Origin of the sequence: Billgrantia montanilacus, assembly GCF_003336675.1 — a bacterium.
Lineage (GTDB): Bacteria > Pseudomonadota > Gammaproteobacteria > Pseudomonadales > Halomonadaceae > Halomonas > Halomonas montanilacus.
The window spans coordinates 15,594-38,854 of record NZ_QPII01000018.1; the positions used below are offsets into that span (position 1 = coordinate 15,594).

Genomic DNA, 23,261 nt, shown 5'->3' on the forward strand with positions numbered 1-23,261 from the left:
GAAACCCTCATGGCGACTTCCCGATACGCCCGGTGGTGCTAACCTTCATCTTGCGATTATCATCACCTTGGGCAATAGCGATTTCACAATCAGTAGGAGTACAGCTTTCGCGCCGGCCAAGAGAATTAAAAACCACTGTCACATTAGATACTTCTACACGCCGATCTCGCCCTTGACGGATCACGAGATCCTTTCCGCCCGCATTGACTTCATAAACCCAAGCTCCACCATCATCATCAATCTGGAAAGAGACATTATCTCGCCGCTTGATCGCTTCGCTTCTGGCGTAGTTGAGCCCCGACAGCACCTCGTTATAATCGCCAGCCAATCGGTTGCTCGCCATCATGCTCTGAAAGCCCGGCACGGCGATGGTGGCCATGATGGCCATCACCGCGATCGTGACCAACAGCTCGATCAACGTGAAGCCGGTACTTTTCATGGCTTTCACCAGCAGTCCGCAGGGCTTCTCACCCCTTGGTGGTTCAGGGTCAAGGCCCCCGAGCAGCCGTCGGGACCACGGCCGCCTTTGAGCGTGGCGGTCAAGGTGTAGGTTGCGGCCGCGCTCGTCAGCGTAATGCCGTAGTTGTCATCGGGTGAGTCGGAGATCACGCTACAGCTCGCATAGGAGTTGTTGACCGTGTAGCACCGCTCGAGTTGACCGGCCGCCTCCATCAGCCCCGCATGAGCATCCGTACGCGTCGCCCGCTCCACATATCCCTGATAGCTAGGTATCGCAATCGCTGCCAGGATGCCGATCACGGCTACCGCTATCATCAGTTCGATGAGCGTGAAACCGGCGCTGGCTCGGATGCTGCCTGTGGCGGCTCGGGAGCGGCCGTGGATGGCTTGCTTCATCAGTCGCCGGCCCTCCTCGTTTCGGTTACATTTGGTTTCAGTATGTATCATGACACCCCCGTCTGCTAGGTGTGTCATGAAAAAAGCCGGGCTTTGCCCGGCTTCCCTGCCTACGCGAACGAATGATTACCTAATAGTAACAGTACCAGTTTTGTCATCCATTGCCATCATCATAGCGAATCGCTGATGATCACGCGCTCACGCAGTTCGCGGGGCATCGAGAAGGTGATGGTCTCTTCCCGTCCGGCAAGCTCCTCCGGCGCCTCGGCACCCAGGCTCTGTAGCCGCTCGATCACGCCCTTGACCAGCACTTCCGGCGCGCTGGCCCCCGCAGTGATGCCGATGGTCGCGACGCCCTTGAGCCAGTCGGGCTCGATCTGCCCGGCATCGTCGATCAGGTAGGCCGGTGTGCCGATCCGCTCGGCCAGTTCACGCAGTCGATTGGAGTTGGAGCTGTTGGGGCTGCCCACCACCAGCAGCAGGTCGCTGCCGACCGCCAGCTCGCGCACGGCATCCTGGCGATTCTGAGTGGCGTAGCAGATGTCATCCTTGCGCGGCCCCTCGATCTCGGGAAACTTCTTGCGCAGTGCGTCGATCACTCGGGCGGTGTCATCCATGGAGAGGGTCGTCTGGGTGACGAAGGAGAGCCGCGACGGGTCCTTGACCTGGAGCCGTTCGACATCGGCCTCATCCTCGACCAGGTAGATCTCACCGCCATGGCTGGTGTCGTAGCGCCCCATGGTGCCTTCCACCTCGGGATGGCCGGCGTGGCCGATCAGGATGCACTCCTGGCCACGCCTGGCATAACGCAACACCTCCAGATGCACCTTGGTGACCAGCGGGCAGGTAGCATCGAACACCTTGAGGCCGCGGCGTTCGGCATCCTCCTGCACGGCGCGGGAGACGCCGTGGGCGGAGAAGATGACGATGACGTCATCGGGCACCTCGTGGAGCTCCTCGACGAAGACGGCGCCGCGCTCGCGCAGGGTGTCGACCACGAAGCGGTTGTGCACCACTTCGTGACGCACGTAGATGGGCGGGCCGAAGACATCCAGCGCCCGGTTGACGATCTCGATGGCGCGATCGACGCCGGCGCAGAAGCCGCGGGGATTGGCCAGCCTGATTCGCACGGAGTTAGCTTGCATGGTTACGTCGCCTTGATGCGTCAGGAGCATCGAATATTGGTAATTCATTCCGGGGCTATCTCGGCGGCAGGCAAAACACTGACATTTCGACCTGCCCCCGACGCCCTTCCGGCAAAAGAAGCATCGAGCTAACCGCTCAATGCGTCTGCGCGGGCCTCACGTCAATCACCTCGACCTCGAAGGTCAGGGTACGCCCTGCCAGCGGATGATTGAAGTCCACCTCCACCTGCTTGCCCTCGACGCTGATGATCACACCGGGCAGCTCGCCACCGGCAGCGTCGGCGAACGACATCACGGTGCCCACCTCGGGCTCGATATCCTCGAAGTCGTCACGGCTGAGCAGCTGGACGTTCTGCGGGTTGTGCTGGCCGAAGGCGTGCTCGGGGGTGATCTCGAAGCTGCCGCTCTCGCCGTCGCTCATTCCCTTCAGCGGATACTCGAAGCCCGGCGGCAGGTTGCCATCGCCCATCTGGAAGGTGGCGGGCTCCTTGTCGCGGGTGGAATCCACCACGGTGCCGTCTTCCAGCTTGAGAGTGAAATGCAGGGTGACTTCCATCCCCTCGTCGATGCGATATTCGCTCATGGTTGCCCTCTGCTGTCTCTGTCGTGTCGCGGCATGAGCCCTGTCAACCGCGGCGGCGCGCCTGCTTGCGCCCCTCGAAAATGGATTCCCAGATCAGGCCGATGGCCCCCAGGGTGATGCCGATGTCGGCCACATTGAAGGCCGGGTAGTACCAGCCGGCCACATGGAACGACAGGAAGTCCACGACGTAGCCATGCACCAAGCGATCGTAAAGGTTGCCCAGCGCCCCGCCGATGATCAGGGCCAGCGAGATCGCCAGCAGCGGCTCGTCGCGCTTGAGGCGAGTCATCCAGTAGGTCAGGCCGATACTGGCGCCCACGGCGACAATGGCAAAGAACCAGCGCTGCCAGCCGGGGCTGTCGGCCAGGAAGCTGAAGGCCGCGCCGGTGTTGTGCAGCAGCGTCAGGTTGAAGAACGGTAGCACCTCCACCGGCTGGCCGTAGCTCAACAGGCTGGTGGCCAGCGCCTTGGTGCCCAGGTCCAGCAGGATCCAGGCCGCCGCCAGCCATAGCCAGCGCAGCGGCCGCTGCATCGGTTCTCCGCCAGTGACATCAGGCATAGTGACGCTCTTCGCCGGGGCCCTGGGGCAGGTTGCCGATACAGCGGCCGCAGAGGTCCGGGTGCTCGCTGTGCGTACCGACATCCTCGCGGTGATGCCAGCAGCGCTCGCACTTCTGGTGCGGGCTGGCCGCCACGGCTACCTTGAGGCCGTCGAGCTCGGTGACCTCGGCGTTTTTCCCCTCGCCCAGCGACGCCAGGCGCACCTCGCTGGTCAGCATCACGAAGCGCAGCTCGTCGCCGAGCTTGGCCAGGGTCGTGCGCAGCTCGTCGCTGACGTAGAGCGTGACCTCGGCGGCCAGGCTGCCCTTGATGGTCTTGGCATTGCGGGCGTCCTCCAGGCACTTGTTGACCGCCTGCTTCACCTCGAGCACCTGCTCCCAGAAGTCGCGACCCAGGGGTGCATCGTCGGTGAGGGTCGAGAGCCCTTCGTAGTAGGTCTCGAGCAGCACGCTATCACCCCGCTGTCCGGGAATATGCGTATAGATCTCTTCGGCGGTGAACGAGAGGATCGGCGCCACCCAGCGGGAGAGCGCTTGCACCACCTGGTAGAGGGCGGTCTGGCAGCTGCGTCGCGCCAGGGAGTCGGCCTGGGTGGTGTACTGGCGATCCTTGATCACGTCCAGGTAGAAGCCGCCCAGCTCACGGGAGCAAAAGGTGTGAACCTGCTGGTAGACGTCGAGGAAACGGTACTCCTCATAGGCCGTCTCGATGCGCGCCTGGAGCTGGGCGGCGCGATCCACCACCCACTGGTCCAGGGCCAGCATATCGTCGAAGGCCACCTGGTCCCGGCCGGGCTCGAAGCCGTTGAGGTTCGAGAGCAGGAAGCGCGCGGTGTTGCGGATACGCCGATAGACGTCGGCGGTGCGCTTGAGGATCTCGTCGGAGACCGCCATCTCGCCGGAATAGTCGGAGGAGGAGACCCACAGGCGCAGGATATCGGCGCCCAGCCTGTCCATCACCTCCTGGGGGGCCACCACGTTGCCCATGGACTTTGACATCTTGCGGCCTTGGGCGTCCACGGTGAAGCCGTGGGTCAGCAGCCCGCGATAGGGCGGGTGGCCGTCGATGGCGCAGCCGGTCAGCAGCGACGAATGGAACCAGCCGCGGTGCTGGTCGGAGCCCTCCAGGTAGAGATCGGCACGCGGGCCGCTCTCGTGGCCGTGAGGATGCGAACCGCGCAGCACATGGCGGTGGGTGGTGCCGGAGTCGAACCAGACGTCCAGGGTGTCGGTGACCTTGTCGTAGTCGGCGGCTTCGTCACCCAGCAGCTCGGCCGCGTCGAGGCGGAACCAGGCATCGATGCCCTCGACCTCGACGCGCTTGGCCGCCTCTTCCATCAGCCCGACGGTGTGCGGGTGCAGCTCGCCGGTGGCCTTGTGCAGGAAAAAGGGAATCGGCACGCCCCAGTTGCGCTGGCGCGAGATGCACCAGTCGGGGCGATTGGCGATCATGGAGTGCAGGCGAGCCTGGCCCCAGGCGGGGGTAAAGTGGGTCGCCTCGATACCGGCCAGGGCGCGCTCACGCAGGGTGCGGCCATCCTTGCCCTGGATATCCATGCCCACGAACCACTGGGCGGTGGCACGATAGATCACCGGCGTCTTGTGGCGCCAGCAGTGCATGTAGCTGTGGGTGATCGGCTTGTGGGCCAGCAGTGCGCCTACCTCGCGCAGCTTCTCGACGATCTGCGGATTGGCCTTCCAGATCATCTGGCCGCCGAAGAACGGCAGGTCGTCGGCGTAGACGCCGTTGCCCTGCACCGGACTCTTGATCTCCTCGAACGCCATGCCGTGGGCGCGGCAGGTGACGAAGTCGTCGACGCCATAGGCCGGTGCCGAGTGGACGATACCCGTGCTGCCCACCTCGGACTCGACGTAGTCGGCCAGGTAGATCGGCGACAGGCGGTCATAGAAGGGGTGGTGGAACTCGATGAGGTCCAGCCGCTCGCCGGTGGCGGTGGCGATGATCTCGCCTTCCAGGCCGTAGCGTTCCAGGCAGCTCTCCACCAGCTCCTCGGCCAGCAGCAGCAGGCGCTCGCCGGTGTCGACCAGGGCGTAGGTGAAGGCCGGATGCACGTTGAGCGCCTGGTTGGCGGGCACGGTCCAGGGCGTGGTGGTCCAGATCACTATGGCGGCGGGCTTGGGCAGCTCGGTCAGGCCGAAGGCGGCCGCCAGCCTGGCCTCATCGGCGGCCGGGAAGGCCACGTCGATGGCGTCGGACTGCTTGTCCTGGTACTCCACCTCGGCCTCGGCCAGGGCCGAGCCGCAGTCGAAGCACCAGTTGACCGGCTTGAGCCCCTTGAACACGTAGCCCGCCTCGACCATGTCGGCCAGGGCGCGGATCTCGCCGGCCTCGTTGGCGAAGTCCATGGAGCGGTAGGGGTTGTCCCAGTCGCCGATCACGCCTAGACGCACGAAGTCGGAAAGCTGCTCCTGGATCTGCTCGCCGGCATACTCGCGGCACAGCCCCCGGGCCTTCTCGGGTTCGAGGTGCTTGCCGTGGGTGGTCTCCACCTTGTGCTCGATGGGCAGGCCGTGGCAATCCCAGCCGGGCACGTAGGGGGCATCGAAGCCGGCCAGGTTCTTCGACTTGACGATGATGTCCTTGAGGATCTTGTTGACGGCGTGACCGATATGAATGCTGCCGTTGGCATAGGGAGGGCCATCGTGCAACACGAACTGTTCGCGCCCGCGGCGCTCGTCACGCAGGCGCTGGTAGAGCTTCATGTCCTGCCACTGCGACACCTGACCGGGCTCACGCTTGGGCAGCATGCCGCGCATGGGGAAGTCGGTTTCGGGCAGATTCAGTGTGTGCTTGTAGTCGCTCATATCCTGGGGGTCAGCCGTCGTCGTGGTCGGCGGGGCGTCCCGCCGAGAATTCGGAAGCCACGGCCTCGCGCGCCAGGGGCGCCGATGCCAGTGGAAGTGTGTCGTCTGTGAGGCCGGCGCCATCGGCTCCGGTGCCCGCGTCGAAATAGCCCCGGGCCCGCACCTGGTCGGCGCCGATCTGCCGCTTGAGGTCGGCGAAGTCGTCGAACTTCACCTCGCCGCGCAGCTTGGCGCAGGGGAAGACCGCCAGCCGCTGGCCGTAGAGATCACCGTCGAAGTCGAACAGGTGAGCCTCCAGCACCGGACGGATGCTGCCCACCGTTGGGCGCCAGCCGATATTGGCTACGCCCGGCCAGCGGCTGCCATCGGGCAGCTCGGTCACCACCGCATAGACGCCGCGCAGCGCCAGGGGCAACGGCAGCAGCGGCAGGTTGGCGGTGGGTACGCCGATGGTGCGGCCAAGCTTCTGGTCGGCGACTACCCGTCCGGCCAGACGATAGGGCCGGCCCAGCATGCGCGCCGCCTGGGAGAAGTTGCCGCTGGCCAGCAGGGTCCGCACCCGGGTGCTGGAGACGCGCTCGTCGTCCAGGGTGAAGGTGCGGGTATGCTCGACGCTGAAGCCATTGGGCCCGCGACGCTCGCCCTCTTCGGCCAGAAGGTTGAAGTCCCCGCTGCGGTCGCAGCCGAAGCGGAAGTCATCCCCTACCACCAGATGGCGTACGCCCAAGCCTTCGACCAGCACCCGGTCGATGAATTCCACCGCCGTCAGGCTGCGCAGGGCATCGTTGAACGGCAGGCAGAGCACAGTCTCCACGCCGGCCTCGCCCAGCAGGCGCACCTTCTCGCGCAGGCGGGTCAGCCTCGGCGGGGCCTGGTCGCCGGCGAAGAACTCCCTGGGCTGGGGCTCGAACACCACCACCGTGACCGGCAGCTGCAGCTTCGAGGCCTGCTCGCGGCACTGGTCGAGAATCGCCTGATGGCCGCGGTGCACCCCATCGAAATTGCCGATGGTGGCCACGCAGCCGCGATGCTCCTCGCGCAGATTATGCAGTCCTCGAATGACTTCCATCTGGTCGTCGCTATGTCCTGTTCTGTTTGAAACGTGTAAAGGCATCGATTATAGCGAACCCATGCCCCCTTGACAGCCGTTCGCCCACTTGCAAGCCATCTAGACCCGCCCCTCCCAGGGGTGCCGGGGGCAGGTCGCCGAGAAGGTCATTTGCCATGGATGGCAAATGTAGCGTCCAGGGAAGGATTCACAGCGCCTTCTCAGCGACCTTTGCCCCCGGATCAGCCCCGGCGACCCTCGGGGTATTCTGCGTATCCTCACTCAACCTTTCATCCGAAAGTGTCGCAACCGCACCCCGAAGGCCATGAGCCAGGCGAAATAGACCGCCGCACCGGCCACTACCAGCATCGCCAGCCACTGCACCCGGGTCCAGACGCCCCAGCCGAGCCACTGCTGCCAGTCGGGAGAGAGCCACGCAAGGCCCAGCCCCATGACCGTACAGCCGCCCAGCAGCTGCAATCCAAAACGCCCCCAGCCGGGCTGGAACACCAGCACCCGCTCCTTCCACAGCAGCCAGCCCAGCAAGCCGGCGTTGAGGAAGGCCGACAGCGCCGTGGCCAGGGCCAGGCCGGCGTGGGCCAGCGGCCAAATGAGGATCAGGTTGAAGACCATGTTGGCCGCCATGGCGATGATGCCGATCTTCACCGGGGTCTTGGTGTTCTGGCGCGCGAAAAACCCCGGCGCCAGCACCTTGATCAACATGAAGGCGATCAGCCCGAAGGCGTAGGCGCGCAGGCTCATGGCCGCCATGGTGATGTCGTTTTCGGTCATGGCCCCATAGTGGAACAGCGAGATCAGCAGCGGCTCTGCCAGCACCGCCAGGGCCAGGGCCGCCGGCAGCCCCAGCAGCAGCACGGCCCGCACCGCCCAGTCGAGCATGGCAGCGAAATGCTCCCCGGACTGGGCCGCGTGGCGCTTGGAGAGCGCCGGCAGGATCACCGTGCCAATGGCGATACCGAATACGCCCAGGGGGAGCTCCACCAGCCGGTCGGAGTAGTAGAGCCAGGAGACGCTACCCGGCGCCAGCAGCGAAGCCAGCACGGTGTCGAGCAGCAGGTTGATCTGCGAGACCGAGACCCCGAACAGCGCCGGCGCCATCAGCACCAGGATGCGCTTCACCCCGGTGTGGGCGAAGTTGGGCCAGGGCGTGGGCATCAGCCCCAGGCGGACCAGGAACGGCACCTGGAAGGCCAGTTGGGCGAACCCCGCGATCAGCACGCCCCAGGCCAGCGCCATGGCGGGCTCTTCCATCAGCGGCGTCAGCAGCAGTGCCGCACCGATCAGAGAGAGATTCAGCAGCACCGGGGTGAAGGCCGGCACCGCGAAACGGTTCCAGGTATTGAGCACGCTGCCGGCGAAGGCCGTCAGAGAGACCAGCAGCAGGTAGGGAAAGGTCAGCCGCAGCATGTCGGCGGTCAACGCCAGCTTGGCCGGGTCGCGGCCGAAACCAGGGGCGAAGAGCCACACCAGCCAGGGCGACGCCAGCATGGCCAGGGCCGTGATCAATGCCAGCACCGCGGTGAGGCTGCCCGCCACGGCATTGAGCAGCTCGCGCACCTCACGCTTGCTGCCGCGGGTGGCGTATTCCGACAGCACCGGCACGAAGGCCTGGTTGAAGGCACCCTCGGCAAACAGCCGACGCATGAAATTGGGGATCTTGAAGGCGACGAAGAAGGCATCAGCACCGCTGCCGGCACCGAACAGCGTCGCCACCACCACATCCCGCGCCAACCCCATGACCCGCGACAGCATGGTCATCACGCTGACCACCAGGCCGGAGCGCATCAGCCCTCCGGCCTTCGGCGCCACGGCCCGGTCATCGTCGGCCACCGGCACAGGAGGCGCCCCCCCTGGCGGCAGCGGCTTTGACTCGGGCGGCTGTTCGCGATCCGTCACGCTATCCCTTCCTCGGCAGGCTGACTCAACGAAGATTCACTCGGGTAGAAACCAGACACAAAAAAACCGGCCTTGGCCGGTTTTTCGTGGGATATCTTCGAACGTGAGCGCATCGGCACTGCAGCGTTCGGGACTCCTCAAAAGCGACCGGCTTACGCAGCCAGCGCCTTAATTCGCTTGTTCAGGCGGCTCTTCAGGCGCGCGGCCTTCTTCTTGGAGAGCACGTCCTTGTCGGCAATGCGGTCGATGACCGGCTGCGCCTGCTTGAACTGGCTCATGGCCTCGGCGTGGTCGCCGCCCTGAATGGCCTTGATGACGCGCTTGAGGTAAGTGCGCACCATGGCACGCTGACTCGCCTTCAGAACACGACGGCCTTCGGCCTGACGGGCACGCTTGCGGGCTTGCTTGCTGTTCGCCACTGACTATCTCCTGGAATACATTAACGCCGCCGGGCATCCCGACGGCATTGATAACATTTTGTCCGGACTGGAAAAATTGGCTTTTCCGCCGGTGTGGCCATCCGGCAACGCGATGGTTGTCGACGAGCCGTGTCTGAGAGGATGGCGCATCCTACCATAACAACCCGCCGCCTTGCCACAGGTGGATGAACTCACGTGCAGTGAGGCGTGGCTCTCACTCAGAGCACCACCAGGTTGTCACGATGAATGAGCTCCGGCGCCTCCATGTAACCCAGGATCGCCTCGATCTGATGGCTGGGCTTGCCAAGCAGCCGGCTCGCCTCGGCGGCGTCGTAGTTGACCAGCCCCTTTGCCACCCGCTCGCCCTGCTCGTCGACACAGAGCACCATGTCGCCACGCACGAAGTTGCCCGACAGCGCCTTGACCCCGACTGACAGCAGGCTCGAGCCGCTACCGCGCAGCACCTTCACCGCACCGGCATCCAGGACCAGGCTGCCACGCACCTGCAGCTGGCCGGCCAGCCAGCGCTTGCGTGCCGCCATTGGCGCTTCTTCGGGGGACAGCAGCGTGCCGAGCCGCTCCCCCTCCACCAGCCGGGTAAGTACCTCGGGCTGGCGCCCGCTGGCAATCGCCGTGACCGCGCCGGAACGTGCCGCCAGCCGCGCCGCCTGCACCTTGGTGGTCATTCCACCGCGCCCCAGCGCACCCCCGCTGCCCGCCACGGCGGCCAGCGACGGATCGCCGGCACGCCCTTCGTGGATCAGCCGGGCATCGGGATTGTGGCGCGGGTCGGCGTCAAACAGCCCCTCCTGGTCGGTGAGGATCACCAGGGCATCGGCTTCCAGCAGGTTGGCCACCAAGGCGCCCAGGGTGTCGTTGTCCCCGAAGCGGATCTCGTCGGTGACCACGGTGTCATTCTCGTTCACCACCGGCACCACCCGCAAATCGACTAGGGTGCGCAATGCCGAACGGGCATTGAGGTAGCGCTTGCGGTTGGAGAGATCGTCGTGGGTCAGCAGCACCTGGGCGGTGAGCAGGCCATGCCTGGCGAAGTGCTGCTCATAGCACTGGGTCAGGCCATTCTGACCCACCGCGGCGGCGGCCTGCAGCTCATGCACCGCCGAAGGCCGCACCTGCCAGCCCAGCCGTACCATGCCGGCCGCCACGGCGCCGGAAGAGACCAGCACCACTTCGATGCCGCGCCGGTGCAGCGCGGCGATCTGGTCCACCCAGCCGCCGATGGCAGGCTCATCGAGACCGCGACCGTCATTGGTCAGCAGCGCGCTGCCGATCTTCACCACCACCCGACGAGCGCCACGCAGCGCATCGCGTCCCGGTACCCGCTCGTTCACACTCTGCTCTCCCATCCAGCAAAAACAACTACGTCAGCGCAACCAGTTGATACCTCCAAGGAAGCGCTGAATAAATTGGCGAGCGAGATGAAGCGCAAGGCGCACGGAGCACAGGAACCGGAGCATATGGGGTATATGTGAGGATTCCGAGCACCGCGCAACGCAGCGATTCGCTCGCGCAGGCATTTAGGCAGTGTTTTCCTAAGGAGCGTATTCGACTTCGACGTCATAATCATCGTCATCGAAGTCGTCATCATCGTCGTCCTTGCGCTTGCGGCGGCGACCCAGGCGTGCCTCGGTACGCGCCACGGACTCTGCCTCCATGCGCTCGCGCATCTGGCGCTCGCGCTCCGCGGCCTCCTCGTCCTCGTTCTCGAGACGGCGCCGCTCGGTCAACCAGCGATGCGCCGCCTGCACCAGGGCATCGGTGCCCTCGCCGCTGATGGCGGAGATACGATACACCGGGCCTTCCCAGGCGAGACCCTCGACGATGGCAGCCACCCGTGCCTCGCGTTCCTCCTCGGGCACCAGATCAAGCTTGTTGACCACCAGCCAGCGCGGCAGCTCAGCGAGGGCTGGCGAGAACTGGCCCAGCTCGTGGATGATCGCCTCGGCGGCCTCCACCGGATCGGACTCGTCGAAGGGCGCCATGTCGACCACGTGAAAGAGCAGCCGGGTGCGCGTCAGGTGCTTGAGGAAACGCAGCCCCAGCCCGGCACCGTCGGATGCCCCTTCGATCAGCCCTGGCACGTCGGCCATGACGAAGTGCTCGTGCATGCCGAGCTTTACCACGCCCAGGTTGGGCACCAAGGTGGTGAAGGGGTAGTCGGCCACCTTGGGCTTGGCCGCGGAGACGGAACGGATCAACGTCGACTTGCCGGCGTTGGGCATGCCCAGCAGGCCCACGTCGGCCATCACCTTCATTTCCAGGCGCAGGTTGCGCCGCTCGCCCTCGGTACCCGTCGTGGTCTTGCGCGGGGCCCGATTGGTGGAGGACTTGAAGTGAATATTGCCGAGCCCGCGACGCCCGCCCTGGGCCACCAGCACCTGTTGACCGATCTCGGTGATATCGACGATCACTTCGAGCGTGTCCTCGTCGATCACGGTGGTGCCGACCGGCACCTTGACCACCAGATCGTCACCGGCGCGGCCGCTCATCTGCCGCCCCTGGCCGGGCCGGCCGTTCTCGGCCTGGTAGAAACGCTGGAACTTGAAGTCGATGAGGGTATTGAGGGAGTCGTCACCCACCAGGTAGACGCTACCGCCATGCCCGCCGTCGCCGCCATCGGGGCCACCTTTGGGCACGTATTTCTCGCGGCGGAAGCTGAGGCAGCCACTGCCACCTCTGCCTGCCTCCACGATGATCGAGGCTTCGTCGACGAACTGCATTGCCATTCTCCCGACGGTATCCACCGTCATGATACAAGAAGGCCCCGCCTTGGCGGGGCCCTCCTACTACCGGTTCGTGCGCTCTCAGGCAGAGACGACGCTGACGAACTTGCGGTTTTTCGGACCCTTGGTCTCGAACTTGACCACACCGTCGCTCAGAGCGAACAGCGTGTGGTCGCGGCCGAGGCCGACACCGGTGCCGGCGTGGAACTTGGTGCCACGCTGACGGACGATGATGTTACCGGCGGTCACGACCTGGCCACCGAACAGCTTGACGCCAAGGCGTTTGGATTCTGAATCGCGGCCGTTACGGGTAGAGCCGGCTGCCTTCTTATGAGCCATTGCAAAGTCCTCGCTCGTTCAGGGGGTTGCCGCTTACGCGGAGATCCCGGTGATCTTGACTTCAGTGAACCACTGACGGTGGCCCTGACGCTTCATGCTGTGCTTCCGGCGACGGAACTTGATGATGCGGATCTTTTCGCCACGGCCGTGGGAAACGATCTCGGCAGCCACCTTGGCACCGTCAACCAGCGGCGCACCAACCGTGACGTCGTCGCCGTCGGCTACCAGCAGCACCTGGTCGAACTCGACGGTTTCGCCGGTCGGCACTTCCAGTTTCTCGAGCTTGAGAGTCTGGCCTTCCTGAACGCGGTACTGCTTGCCACCGCTCTTGATTACTGCGTACATGTGCGTGTCTCCAGAACTCATCGGGGTTGGCTCTTCGTCGGCCTGCTTCGAGTGGCGCCTCTTTCGGCAGCCATCTGACAGGGAGCGTGATGAGTGGGCCGCGTATTATAGCGACACCTACCGAGTCGTTCAAGCCACAACTTGAGCGCCTACCACAGGTTGTCATTGCAGTCGTGACGCCGCTTGACGCCCCTCGAGGGGCCCCATAGCATGATCCGCAACCCAAGGCCGCGGGCAAAGCCTTCGACTTGCCGGCCCCACTGCTTGATGACAACGAACCCATGCCAGCCAACGTCACTCCGAATTCATCTGCCGGCACCTCCCCGGAATCGCCGCTCCATGCGGCGGTCGCCGATGACTTTGCCGCAGTCAACCGCACCATCATGTCCCAGCTGGCGTCGCGCGTTCCGCTGGTGGAAACCATCGGGCAGTACATCATCGCCAGCGGCGGCAAGCGCCTGCGTCCGCTGCTGGTACTGCTGGCCGCTCGTTCCTTGGGCTACCAGGGCGACAAGCACATCTCCCTGGCCACGCTGATCGAGTTCATGCACACCTCCACGCTACTGCACGACGACGTGGTAGACGACTCCCACCTGCGCCGTGGCCGCGCCACCGCCAACGACGCCTGGGGCAACGCGCCTTCGGTGCTGGTCGGCGACTATCTCTATTCCCGCTCCTTCCAGATGATGGTGGAGATCGGTTCGCTGCGAATCATGGACGTGCTCTCGGGTGCGACCTGCGTCATCGCCGAGGGCGAGGTGCAACAGCTCACCAATGTGGGCAATCCCGATATCGACGAAGCCACCTACTTCGAAACCATCCTCGGCAAGACCGCCATGCTGTTCGAGGCGGCGTCACATAGCGGCGCGATCCTCGCCGAGGCGAGCCAGGAGCAGGAAGCGGCGCTGCAGTACTATGGCCGCTACCTGGGGCTCTCTTTCCAGTTGATCGACGATCTGCTCGACTATCAGGGCGACGCCACGGCCATGGGCAAGAACGTGGGTGACGACCTGGCCGAAGGCAAGCCGACCCTGCCGCTGATCCAGGCCATGGCCGCGGGCACCCCCGAACAGGTCAGGACGGTTCGCCAGGCCATCCGCCAGGGCGGCCTCGACCACCTGGACGAAGTGCTGGCCATCGTGCGCGACACCGGCGCGCTGGACTACACCCGCGCCCGCGCCGAGGAGATGGCCGCCAAGGCCCTCGAACAGCTGGATCTCCTGCCCCCCAGTCGCTATCGTGACAGCATGGCGGAACTGGCCCGTATGGCGGTTGACCGAGAGGCCTGAAACCGCGCCGCCAAGGGGCTTGCAAGCCCAAGGCAATTGCGTATAATGCCGATCTCGTCAGGCTCAGGAGTCTGGCAGCACAGTGAAAACTGGCAAGAATCGGAGTATAGCTCAGCTTGGTAGAGCGCTGCCTTCGGGAGGCAGAGGTCGTAGGTTCGAATCCTGCTACTCCGACCAGAAAACATAGCAAAAACGGCCACTTAGCTCATCGGAGCGGTGGCCGTTTTTCGTTCGGCAAGCCTCGGCTAACAACTCGGCTAACAAACAGGCAGTCGGCAACGGAGCCAGCCTGGCACCCATCCTTTAGCCTAGGTTCGTCAACTTCGGCGTGAACGTGCCCCAAAAAGGCGCTATTCTGCGCGGCCGGGGCCTCCGCATCGCCTCCCCTGACCCGGTAATTCAACCTGTTCCAGTAAAGATTTGCGCCAGAACAAGTCCAATAACACGGAGGGTCGCATGACAACAGACGGCCTCGACAGCACATCCGCTCACTCGGCAACTGCCGCACCCGACTGGACCAGCGCCGATCTCGACACGCTGCGTGCGAAGTTCTATCAACTCTACATTGCCGTGGAGCAGAGCCCCGCCGCGACCGCCATCACCGATACTGACGGCCGCATCGAGTACGTCAACCAGCGCTTCCTCGACGTCACCGGCTATAGCCGGGAAGAGCTGATCGGCAGGACCCCCGCGATGATCCAGTCGGGCATGACCCCGGAAGGCATCTATCACGACATGTGGCAGACCCTGCGCAGCGGCCGGGTATGGCAGGGGGAGCTGCTCAACCGCAAGAAGAACGGCGAACTCTACTGGGAGGCCGAGACACTCACGCCGGTACGCGACGACAGCGGCGAGATCGTCAACTTCGTCGCGGTGAAGGAGGACATCACCGAGCGCAAGCGCCAGGAGGAGGAGCTAAAGCTGCTGGCCAGCGTGTTCCAGACCGGCCAGGCCACGCTGATCACCGATGCCGACATGCGAATCGAGCGGGTCAATCAGGCCTTTACCGACATCACCGGCTATTCAGAGGAGGAAGTCATTGGCCTGACCCCGAAGCTCTTCAAGTCCGGGCGCCATGACAAGGCGTTCTATGCCAGGCTCTGGCAGGCGGTGCTGGAAACCGGACACTGGCAGGGCGAGATATGGAATCGCAACAAGTACGGTGAAATCTATCCGCTGTGGCAGTCGATCACCGCCGTTTACGACACCAACGGCAAGGTCCGGCACTTCATTGCCGTTTTCCACAATATCGCCGAACGCAAGCGGATGGAGAGCGAGCTCGAGCATCAGGCCACCCGCGACCACCTGACCGGCACCCATAATCGCCGCGCCTTCGACGCCGCCATGCGCAAGGCGATTCGCCAGGCCGAGCGGAGCGACAACACCTTCTCGTTACTGCTGTTCGATATCGATCACTTCAAGGCGGTCAATGACCAGCATGGCCATGACACGGGCGACATCATCCTCAAGCGCCTGGCAGCGCTGGTCGGCCATACCCTGCGCAGCACCGATCTGTTGGCACGCTGGGGCGGCGAAGAGTTCGCCATTCTGCTGCAGGACACTTCTGCCCAGGGGGGAACGGTCTTCGCCGAACGGCTGCGCCAGCAGGTGGCAGAAACCCGCCTTAACGGCCTAGCCCTGACCATCAGCATGGGTATTGCCGAGTACCGTCGCAGTGATACCCCGGAAGCGATATTGGCCCGCGCCGACAGCGCCCTGTACCGGGCCAAGCGGGCGGGGCGCAACCGGGTGGGCATCGCCGACTGAGCCACGACGGCAGATCACGACGTAAGCGTAGCGCCGCTCGCCCAGCCAAATCCGAGCACCGGCATGGCCAGGGCATAGAGAAACAGGATAATCACCACCACCGCCACCACGCTGACCAGCGCCCCGGCTCGCATCATGTCGATCACACGCACCTTGCCGCTGGCGAAAACAACGGCATTGGGCGGGGTGGCGACCGGCAGCATGAAGGCACAGCTTGCCGCCATGGCCACCGGCACCGAGAGCAGAAGCGGACTGGCACCAAGGCTCGCTGCCAGCGAGGCAGTCAGTGGGAGAATGGCAGCGGCGGTCGCGGTATTGCTGGTGACATGACTCATCAGCATGACGGCGACCACGGTCATGGCCACCAGGCTCCACACCGGCCACTGGCCGAAGGCGGAGAGCCCCTGGGCTACGACGGCGGCAAGACCGCTGGTCTCGATGGCGCTGCCCAGACTCAGGCCGCCACCCACCAGCAGCAGCACGCCCCATGGCAGGTTGCGCGCGCTTTCCCAATCGAGCAGGAAACGCCCCTCTTTCCAGCGCGCCGGCACCACAAACAGCATGACTGCCGCAAGAACCGCGATACCGGCATCGGTCAGCTCGACGCCCGGCATCAGCCGCTGTAGCAACGGCCGTGCAACCCAGGCCAGCGCCACCAGGAAGAAGATGATGGCAACACGTCGCTCCGGGGCCGTCATGTGCCCAAGGTCGCGCGCCTGCTCCTCCAGCAAGGCTGCCACACCGGGCATGGGCTCGCGTGGCAGGGGATAGACCAGCCGAGTCAGCACCCACCATGAAACGGCGAGGAGCAGCATGGCGGGCGGCAAGGCAAACAGCATCCACTCGGCAAAGCCGATCTCGATCGCGTAATTGTCAGCCATGAAGCCGGCCAACAGCGCATTGGGCGGCGTGCCAATCAGGGTGCCCATGCCACCGATATTGGCCGCAAGAGCGATACCCAGCAGTAGCGTCAGCGACATGTTGCGGCTGGCCCCCACGCCACCACGGCTCTCCAGGAGCCGTAATACCGAAAGCCCGATGGGCACCATCAACGCGGCGGTAGCAGTGTTGCTCACCCACATACTGAGCCCCGCCGTCGCCAGCATGAAACCCGCCACCAGCTGATGCGGACAGTGGCCTGAAAACCTCAGCACCACCATGGCGATGCGACGATGCAAGCCCCAGCTCTGTATCGCTTCCGCAAGCAGGAAGCCGCCAAGAAACAGGAAGATCAAGGGATTGGCGTAGGGTGCGGCCGCCTCTGCAATATCCACGCTGCCCATCAGCGGCAGCACTGCCACGGGCAGCAGGGCGGTCACCGCAATGGGCACCGGCTCCGCCACCCACCACAGTGCCATCCAGCCGGTGAGGGCCACGACCTGCCAAGCCGACATCGATATGCCGGTCCGGGGCTCCATCCACAAGATGACCAGCGCCCAGAGTGGCCCACCGAGCAGGGCCAGCAGCCGGAATAGCCGTCGCCTCGCCTCGCGCTGCATGGTCCTGCGCTCTTCATCGAGTTGCGTCATGCCCGCCTCCCTGAAAGTCGCTCCCGACAAGCCGTGCGCCGGCTACAGCAGGGGTTCGAGCCTCAACCAACGGCTCAGGGCGGCCCCCAGATGACGCCAGACACCACCGGGTTCGCCCATCAGCCGCACCGACTCGCCGCCGATTTCGGTCTGCCAGTAGCGCTGGCCCGATTCCGTGCGATCGACCCGGTAGCTCAGTGTCGGGTTCTTGCCCAGGTCGACGAGCCCCTGAAGCTCGGCGGCCAGGCTCTCGCTATGGGCCAGCACCCCCACCTCGGTATTCCACCACACCGAGCGTGGGTCGGCGTTGGCCGAGCCCACGAATACCCTGTCGTTGTCGATACCGAGGGCCTTGATGTGCAGGGCCGATGCCGACCCCCCCACGCTGATCTCCCCTTCACTGCCGGGTTCTTGTTCGGCGCGCAGTTCGTGGAGCTGGATACCGCTCTGCAGCAGCCCGCCACGGTGCACCTGATAGGCGCCGTGTACCAGTGGCACATCGGTGGCCTCCAGGGAATTGGTAAACACCGCCACCTCGACGCCGCCATCGGCCAACGCCCGCAGGTACTGCGTGCCGGCCTTGCCTGGCACGAAGTAGGCGGAGATCACCACCAGCCGCTCGCGGGGATCGCCCACCTCGGCGAGCAGTTCCCCGGCCATGGTGCGGGCCAGCGCAGGCCGTCCGGGCCAGGCGAGCTTGCCTGGAGGATCCCATAGCGCCACGCCTTCACCCCAGTGCAGCCTGCCCACTAGCGGCCCCTGCTCGGCATCGGCGTAGCGGTCGCGCAGTCCGGTGAAGTAGTCGTCATCGCCATTGTCGCCGAACCACTCTCCCAGCGACGCCCGAAGCTCACGCCAGGCTCCCTCCTCGGCGCGATGATAGCGACCGATGGGCTGCGCGAGGCCATGATTCCAATAGAGCGAAAAGCTTCTCGCGAGCGGCTCGACCACCGGGCCGATAGTCATCATGTCCAGGTCGGAAAAATTGCGCGGCTCGCTGGCACTGTAGTACTCGTCGCCCAGGTTGCGTCCGCCGACGAGGGCCACCGCACCGTCGGCAAGCCACAGCTTGTTGTGCATGCGCCGATGCTGGCGCCCGGCCTGGGGAATCGAGGCCAGGACCCGGGTCGTCAGGTGGCCCCGCCCCAGGGACAGGGGGTTATAGACGCGCACCTCGACGCTGGGGTGGCTATCCAATGCGGCCAGGCGCCGTCCCTGGCCCACCGCGCCGACATCGTCGAGGAGCAGGCGAACGTTAACGCCCCGCTCGGCGGCGTCCAGCAGGCGCGCGAGCAGAACGCGAGTGGTCAGGCCGTCCCCCATCAGGTAGGTCTGGATATCCAGCCGCTTATCGGCCTGCTCACTGAGCAGGACGCGCAGGCTGAAGGCATCCTGCCCGCTGGAGACCAGGGCAAAGCCGCTCAGCCCGTCGCTGGGGGCAGCGCTCTGGGCGGCCCACTGGCCCAGCCAGGTCGTCTCGATCTCATCCGGCGTCATCGCCGCACCGTGCTCACGCGGAACGGGGTTGCCGGCGCAGCCTGCCAGCAGCCACGGCAATGCCGCCAGCAGGGTAACAACCGCGCCTCGAGCCCAGGCAGCCGCCAGGCTCTCAGCTGTCGTCATCGTCTTCCGCCAGGCGACGGTCCATGGTCTTGCGCGCCTTGTTGCGACGGTAAAGCCGTGCCAGGGCCAGAAACAGGGCACAGAGGACCATGACTGCCAGGGTCACGCCCTGCCAGGGTCGGGCGGCATCGCCCATCAGGGTTTCCAGTGTGATGATCAGGATGAAGCCCAGCGCCTGGCTGGCGATGGCCAGGACTCTCAGGGTATCGAAGGACGTCTTTGCCATGTTGGCTCCCGCCAGGTGACAGACCATTGCTCGCACAGTAGGCTTTGCTCAGCCTGCGCGGTGGTGTAAACAAGTGTGCAATTCTACCCGGTCCTGCCGCCAACGCCGACCCCGTTCTCGGAGCTGAACCCAATGGATGCCTTTGCCCTGGGCCCCGTGCTGATTTCCATACCCCGACTCTATGCGATCGGCTGTGCCCTGCTGCTGCTGCTGGCCGCCTGGCTGCTGCTGGGGCTCTCTACCGGCACTCGAGTCCGCTGGTTCAATGGCCTGGTGCTGGCCTGGCTGGTGGGCGCTCGCCTTGGGCACGTGGCCATGAACCTGGATGCCTACGGCGCCGCCCCGCTGGATGTCCTCAAGCTCTGGCAAGCCGGCTTCCACGGCATCTGGGGGCTGCTGGCGGGACTCATCTGGACCGGCTGGTCCCTACGCGAGCACCTGCTGTCGATGATCGGCGCCATGGCCCTTACCATCGGCACCTCGGCCCTGTGGCTGGTGCTGGTCACCCTGGCACCGCTGGGCGGCGACATGGCGATACGCGAACTGCCCGATGTCACTCTGGAGAACCTCGACGGCGAACCGGTCAACCTGCAGTCGCTGCGCGGCGAGCGGGTCGTGGTCAACCTGTGGGCCACCTGGTGCCCCCCCTGCCTGCGCGAAATGCCGCTGCTGGCCGAGGCCGACACCCGGGAGGGCGTCACGGTCGTGGTGGTCAATCAAGGTGAGGACCTGCTGCAGGTGGTACGCTATCTCGACGAGCAGGCACTGGCCTTTCGCTACCCGCTGCTCGACCCCGGCCAGGAGATGATGCGAATCATGGAGTCACCCGGCCTGCCCACAACAGTACTGTTCAACCCCGAAGGGCGTGCCGTGGAGCGCCATGTGGGCGAGCTCTCCCGCGCCCAGCTCGACAGCTGGCTGAACCGGCACTGAGGGTGATCTCGCCCCTACCACTTCCTGTCGCACATCACCACTCTTAAGCCGTGGCGGGCTTTGCGTTAGAATCGCCCGCCCTGTTGCTGCCGGCGGCTTGAGCCATCGGCGGCGCGTGCACCGTTTTCAGCATTCCCGAGGCATCATGAGCGACTTTTCACCCGGCCAACGCTGGATCAGTGACGGCGAGGCCGAACTGGGCCTGGGCACCATCCTCAGTTGCGATCAGCGCAGCGTTACCGTGCTGTTTGGCGCCAGCCAGGAAACCCGCACCTACAGCAGCCGCCAGGCCCCCCTCACCCGAGTGGCCTTCGGCAGCGGCGACCGCATCGAGTCCGCCGACGGCTGGCAGCTGCTGGTCGAGGACAGCAAGGAGGTCGATGGGCTGATCGTCTATATTGGGGAGGATGCCCAGGGCGAACTGCGGGAGCTGCCCGAAGCCAAGCTGGCCGACACCATGCAGTTCGACCAGGCCCGCGATCGCCTGCTGACCGGACAGGTGGACCGCAACGACTGGTTTGACCTGCGCTTTCGCACGCTGCACCACTTCAACCGAATCGAGCAGAATCCGGCGCTGGGCATGTCCGGCCCCCGCATCGACCTGATACCGCACCAGCTCTATATCGCCGACGAGGTCTCCCGCCGTCACGCCCCTCGGGTGCTGCTCGCCGATGAGGTCGGCCTGGGCAAGACCATCGAGGCGGGCCTGATACTGCACCGGCTGCTGCTGACCGGCCGCGCCGAGCGGGCGCTGATCCTGGTACCGCCCAGCCTGACACACCAGTGGCTGGTGGAGCTGCTGCGCCGCTTCGCCCTGGACGTGACCCTGCTCGACGAGCAGCAGAGCCTGGCCCAGGCCGAAACCAACCCCTTCGAGTCCGGCCAGCTGGTGCTCGCCAGCCAGGAGTGGCTGTTCGCCAACCCGCACCGCCAGGCCCAGGCCGAAGCCTCCAGCTGGGACCTGCTGATCGTCGACGAAGCACACCACCTGGACTGGAGCGCCGAGAAGGTCGGCCCCGGCTACGCCTGCGTGGAGCGCCTCGCCACAACGGTGCCCGGCGTGCTGCTGCTGACCGCGACGCCGGAGCAGATGGGGCTGGAAAGCCACTTCGCTCGCCTGCGCCTGCTCGACCCGGATCGCTACCACAGCCTCAAGCGCTTCCGCGACGAGGAGCAGCACTACGTTGAGGTGGCCCAGGCCATCGACGCCCTGGAACGCTTGCCCGCGGCCGACGACAGCGATGACCGCGAACGGATCGCGGCGGTGATCGAGGAGCCCGACAGCCTGGCCCTGCTGGCCACCCTGGCCAATCCCGAGAGCGGCGTGCCACAGCAGGAGAGCGCCCGCAGCCAGCTGCGTGACCAGCTGCTGGATCGCCATGGCACCGGCCGGGTGATGTTCCGCAACAGCCGCCGCCACGTCGGCGGCTTCCCCGAACGCCACCTGCACCTGGCCTACCTGACCCCGCCATCGCCCTATCGGCGCGCCTTCCGCAAGCTCGAGCGCGACGAGGACTACCTCGACGAGCTGCTGATCGAGACCGGCCTCGACCACCCGGATGTACTGATCTACCCGGACGCCATGTATCGCGCCCTGGCCGAGGACCCACTCAACGCCGAGCCCTGGTGGCAGTTCGATCCCCGGGTGACCTGGTTGATGGAGCGGCTGAGCGACGACGGCGAACACGGCTTCGCCGGCGGCAAGGTGCTGGTGATCGCCCATGGCCGCGAAACGGCCCAGGAGCTTGCCGAGGCACTCCGGGTGCTGGGCGGCATTCATGCCCCGGTCTTCCACGAGGGCCTGAGCCTGGTGGAGAGGGACCGCGCCGCGGCGGCCTTCGCCGACGAGGAGGAGGGCAGCCAACTACTGGTCTGCTCGGAGATCGGCTCCGAGGGACGCAACTTCCAGTTCTGTCGCCATCTGGTGATGTTCGACCTGCCCCAGCACCCCGACCAGCTCGAGCAGCGCATCGGCCGCCTGGATCGTATCGGCCAGCGCCACGCCATCGAGATCCACGTGCCACTGTTCGAGGGCAGCCCCGCCGAACGCCTGCTGCGCTGGTACCGGGACGGCATGGATGCCTTCCAGGCGCCCCACGGCGTGGGCAACGAGCTCTTCGATGCCTTCGGCGACGCCCTCTCCGAGGCGCTGCTCGACGACGAGGCGCTGGAGGAAGTCATCTCCGAGACCCGGGCCCTGTTCCTCAGTCGTCTGGCCGAGCGCGACGCCGGCCGCAACCGGCTGCTGGAGCTCAATGCCTGCCGTCCGGCACGCGCCGAGGCGGTCGCCAGTGCCATTCGCGAGCTGGACGACGATGCAGCGCTGCCCCGCTACCTGGAACAAGCGCTGGATGTCTTCGGGGTCGACAGCCAGGAGCTCGGCGGCGGCCTGCTGCACCTGCAGCCGAGCCAGCACATGCTCGATGGCCTGCCGGGTCTGGCCAAGGGCGAGGAAGGCTTCACGGCGACCCTCTCCCGGTCACGGGCACTGGCCCGCGACGATGTGCAGCGCCTCTCCTGGGAGCACCCGCTGCTGCGCGAGATAATGGGGCGGATCATCGACGGCACCATGGGCAATACCGCCCTGTCGCTGCTCAGGCATCCGGCGATTCCGGCCGGGCGGCTGATGGCGGAACTGGTCTTTCGCACCCACTGTCCGGCACCGAAACGACTGCACGTCAATCGCTTTCTCCCCCCCACCGCCGTGCGGGTACTGCTCGACGAATCCGGCGCCGTGCTCACCGACAAGGTCTCCTTTACCGGGCTGTCGAAGAATCTGCAGAAGGTCAAGAAAGCGATGGCGCGGGATCTGATCCGCAGCCGCCACGATCAGCTGCGCGACCTGCTTACCCAGGGCGAAGCGGAAGCCGAGCGAGAGCTGCCCAGCATCATCGAAGCGGCCCAGACCCGCATGCGCAACGAGCTGGATACCGAACTCGCCCGCCTGGAAGCCTTGGCACGCCTCAACCCGGCGGTGCGCGAGGAGGAGCTCGATGCCATGCGCCGCGAACGCAGCGAGCTGAACGAGGCCATCGAGGGCGCCCGGCTGCGACTCGACGCCGTGCGGGTGATCGTCACGGTGGATCAGGAGAGCCGCTGAGCCCCCCGGGCGG

20 protein-coding genes and 1 tRNA gene are annotated in these 23,261 nt (G+C 65.4%); 5 read left to right on the forward strand and 16 right to left on the reverse strand.

Annotation, left to right across the window (positions count from 1 at the left end; translation table 11 throughout):
• Positions 1–7: 7 nt before the first annotated feature.
• From DU505_RS18395 to rplU, 13 genes are all read right to left on the reverse strand, one after another.
• On the reverse strand, positions 8–439 hold the full coding sequence (locus tag DU505_RS18395; protein ID WP_114480452.1) for a GspH/FimT family pseudopilin: 432 nt from the start codon (positions 437–439) through the stop codon (positions 8–10).
• 5 nt (positions 440–444) lie between these two features.
• On the reverse strand, positions 445–855 hold the full coding sequence (locus DU505_RS18400) for a type IV pilin protein (RefSeq protein WP_114480453.1): 411 nt from the start codon (positions 853–855) through the stop codon (positions 445–447).
• A 170-nt stretch (positions 856–1,025) separates the two neighbouring features.
• Positions 1,026–2,000: a 4-hydroxy-3-methylbut-2-enyl diphosphate reductase gene (gene ispH, locus DU505_RS18405; protein ID WP_181872868.1), complete on the reverse strand. Its 975-nt coding sequence runs from the start codon at positions 1,998–2,000 to the stop codon at positions 1,026–1,028.
• A gap of 136 nt (positions 2,001–2,136) precedes the next feature.
• Positions 2,137–2,583 carry an FKBP-type peptidyl-prolyl cis-trans isomerase gene (fkpB, locus tag DU505_RS18410; RefSeq protein WP_114480455.1) on the reverse strand — a complete coding sequence of 149 codons (447 nt, stop codon included), beginning with the start codon at positions 2,581–2,583 and terminating at the stop codon, positions 2,137–2,139.
• Positions 2,584–2,626: 43 nt separating this feature from the next.
• Complete coding sequence (gene lspA / locus DU505_RS18415; RefSeq protein WP_181872869.1) at positions 2,627–3,142, reverse strand: signal peptidase II; 516 nt, start codon at positions 3,140–3,142, stop codon at positions 2,627–2,629.
• The gene (gene ileS, locus DU505_RS18420; protein WP_114480457.1) at positions 3,135–5,969 is read right to left on the reverse strand and encodes an isoleucine--tRNA ligase; all 2,835 of its coding nucleotides are present in this window, start codon (positions 5,967–5,969) and stop codon (positions 3,135–3,137) included. The genes lspA and ileS overlap by 8 nt, the downstream gene beginning before the upstream one ends.
• A 10-nt stretch (positions 5,970–5,979) precedes the next feature.
• Entirely contained in the window at positions 5,980–7,038 is a 1,059-nt protein-coding gene (ribF, locus tag DU505_RS18425) for a bifunctional riboflavin kinase/FAD synthetase (protein WP_114480458.1), read from the reverse strand.
• A 261-nt stretch (positions 7,039–7,299) separates the two neighbouring features.
• Positions 7,300–8,823, reverse strand: coding sequence for a murein biosynthesis integral membrane protein MurJ (murJ, locus tag DU505_RS18430; RefSeq protein WP_114480504.1), 1,524 nt, complete (start codon positions 8,821–8,823; stop codon positions 7,300–7,302).
• Between the two features lie 263 nt (positions 8,824–9,086).
• Positions 9,087–9,353, reverse strand: a complete 267-nt coding sequence (rpsT, locus tag DU505_RS18435) for a 30S ribosomal protein S20 (protein ID WP_066443760.1) — start codon at positions 9,351–9,353, stop codon at positions 9,087–9,089.
• A 218-nt stretch (positions 9,354–9,571) separates the two neighbouring features.
• Complete coding sequence (proB, locus tag DU505_RS18440; protein WP_114480459.1) at positions 9,572–10,720, reverse strand: glutamate 5-kinase; 1,149 nt, start codon at positions 10,718–10,720, stop codon at positions 9,572–9,574.
• Between the two features lie 186 nt (positions 10,721–10,906).
• Positions 10,907–12,094, reverse strand: coding sequence for an Obg family GTPase CgtA (cgtA, locus tag DU505_RS18445; RefSeq protein ID WP_114480460.1), 1,188 nt, complete (start codon positions 12,092–12,094; stop codon positions 10,907–10,909).
• Positions 12,095–12,178: 84 nt separating this feature from the next.
• Positions 12,179–12,436, reverse strand: coding sequence for a 50S ribosomal protein L27 (gene rpmA, locus DU505_RS18450; RefSeq protein WP_066443752.1), 258 nt, complete (start codon positions 12,434–12,436; stop codon positions 12,179–12,181).
• Positions 12,437–12,469: 33 nt separating this feature from the next.
• A complete protein-coding gene (rplU, locus tag DU505_RS18455) occupies positions 12,470–12,781 on the reverse strand; it encodes a 50S ribosomal protein L21 (protein ID WP_043512263.1) in 312 nt (103 codons plus the stop codon).
• Positions 12,782–13,062: 281 nt separating this feature from the next.
• Here rplU and ispB point away from each other — a divergent pair, with 281 nt between their 5' ends.
• From ispB to DU505_RS18470, 3 genes are all read left to right on the forward strand, one after another.
• The gene (gene ispB, locus DU505_RS18460) at positions 13,063–14,070 is read left to right on the forward strand and encodes an octaprenyl diphosphate synthase (RefSeq protein ID WP_114480461.1); all 1,008 of its coding nucleotides are present in this window, start codon (positions 13,063–13,065) and stop codon (positions 14,068–14,070) included.
• 100 nt (positions 14,071–14,170) lie between these two features.
• Positions 14,171–14,247: transfer RNA gene (locus DU505_RS18465), tRNA-Pro, on the forward strand.
• Between the two features lie 279 nt (positions 14,248–14,526).
• Complete coding sequence (locus DU505_RS18470; RefSeq protein ID WP_114480462.1) at positions 14,527–15,837, forward strand: sensor domain-containing diguanylate cyclase; 1,311 nt, start codon at positions 14,527–14,529, stop codon at positions 15,835–15,837.
• 14 nt (positions 15,838–15,851) lie between these two features.
• Here DU505_RS18470 and DU505_RS18475 read toward each other — a convergent pair whose 3' ends face one another.
• The 3 genes from DU505_RS18475 to DU505_RS18485 are packed head-to-tail and all read right to left on the reverse strand — an operon-like array spanning position 15,852 to position 19,215.
• Positions 15,852–17,366, reverse strand: coding sequence for an SLC13 family permease (locus DU505_RS18475; protein ID WP_114480463.1), 1,515 nt, complete (start codon positions 17,364–17,366; stop codon positions 15,852–15,854).
• A 42-nt stretch (positions 17,367–17,408) separates the two neighbouring features.
• Positions 17,409–18,989 (reverse strand): phospholipase D family protein, encoded by a 1,581-nt coding sequence (locus DU505_RS18480; protein WP_245948067.1) that lies wholly within the window; start codon positions 18,987–18,989, stop codon positions 17,409–17,411.
• Positions 18,976–19,215 (reverse strand): hypothetical protein, encoded by a 240-nt coding sequence (locus tag DU505_RS18485; RefSeq protein WP_114480464.1) that lies wholly within the window; start codon positions 19,213–19,215, stop codon positions 18,976–18,978. The genes DU505_RS18480 and DU505_RS18485 overlap by 14 nt, the downstream gene beginning before the upstream one ends.
• Before the next feature lie 132 nt (positions 19,216–19,347).
• On the opposite strand from DU505_RS18485, the gene DU505_RS18490 reads away from it, so the two are divergent.
• Complete coding sequence (locus DU505_RS18490; protein WP_114480465.1) at positions 19,348–20,148, forward strand: TlpA disulfide reductase family protein; 801 nt, start codon at positions 19,348–19,350, stop codon at positions 20,146–20,148.
• A gap of 145 nt (positions 20,149–20,293) precedes the next feature.
• Positions 20,294–23,248: an RNA polymerase-associated protein RapA gene (gene rapA, locus DU505_RS18495; RefSeq protein ID WP_114480466.1), complete on the forward strand. Its 2,955-nt coding sequence runs from the start codon at positions 20,294–20,296 to the stop codon at positions 23,246–23,248.
• Positions 23,249–23,261: the final 13 nt, after the last annotated feature.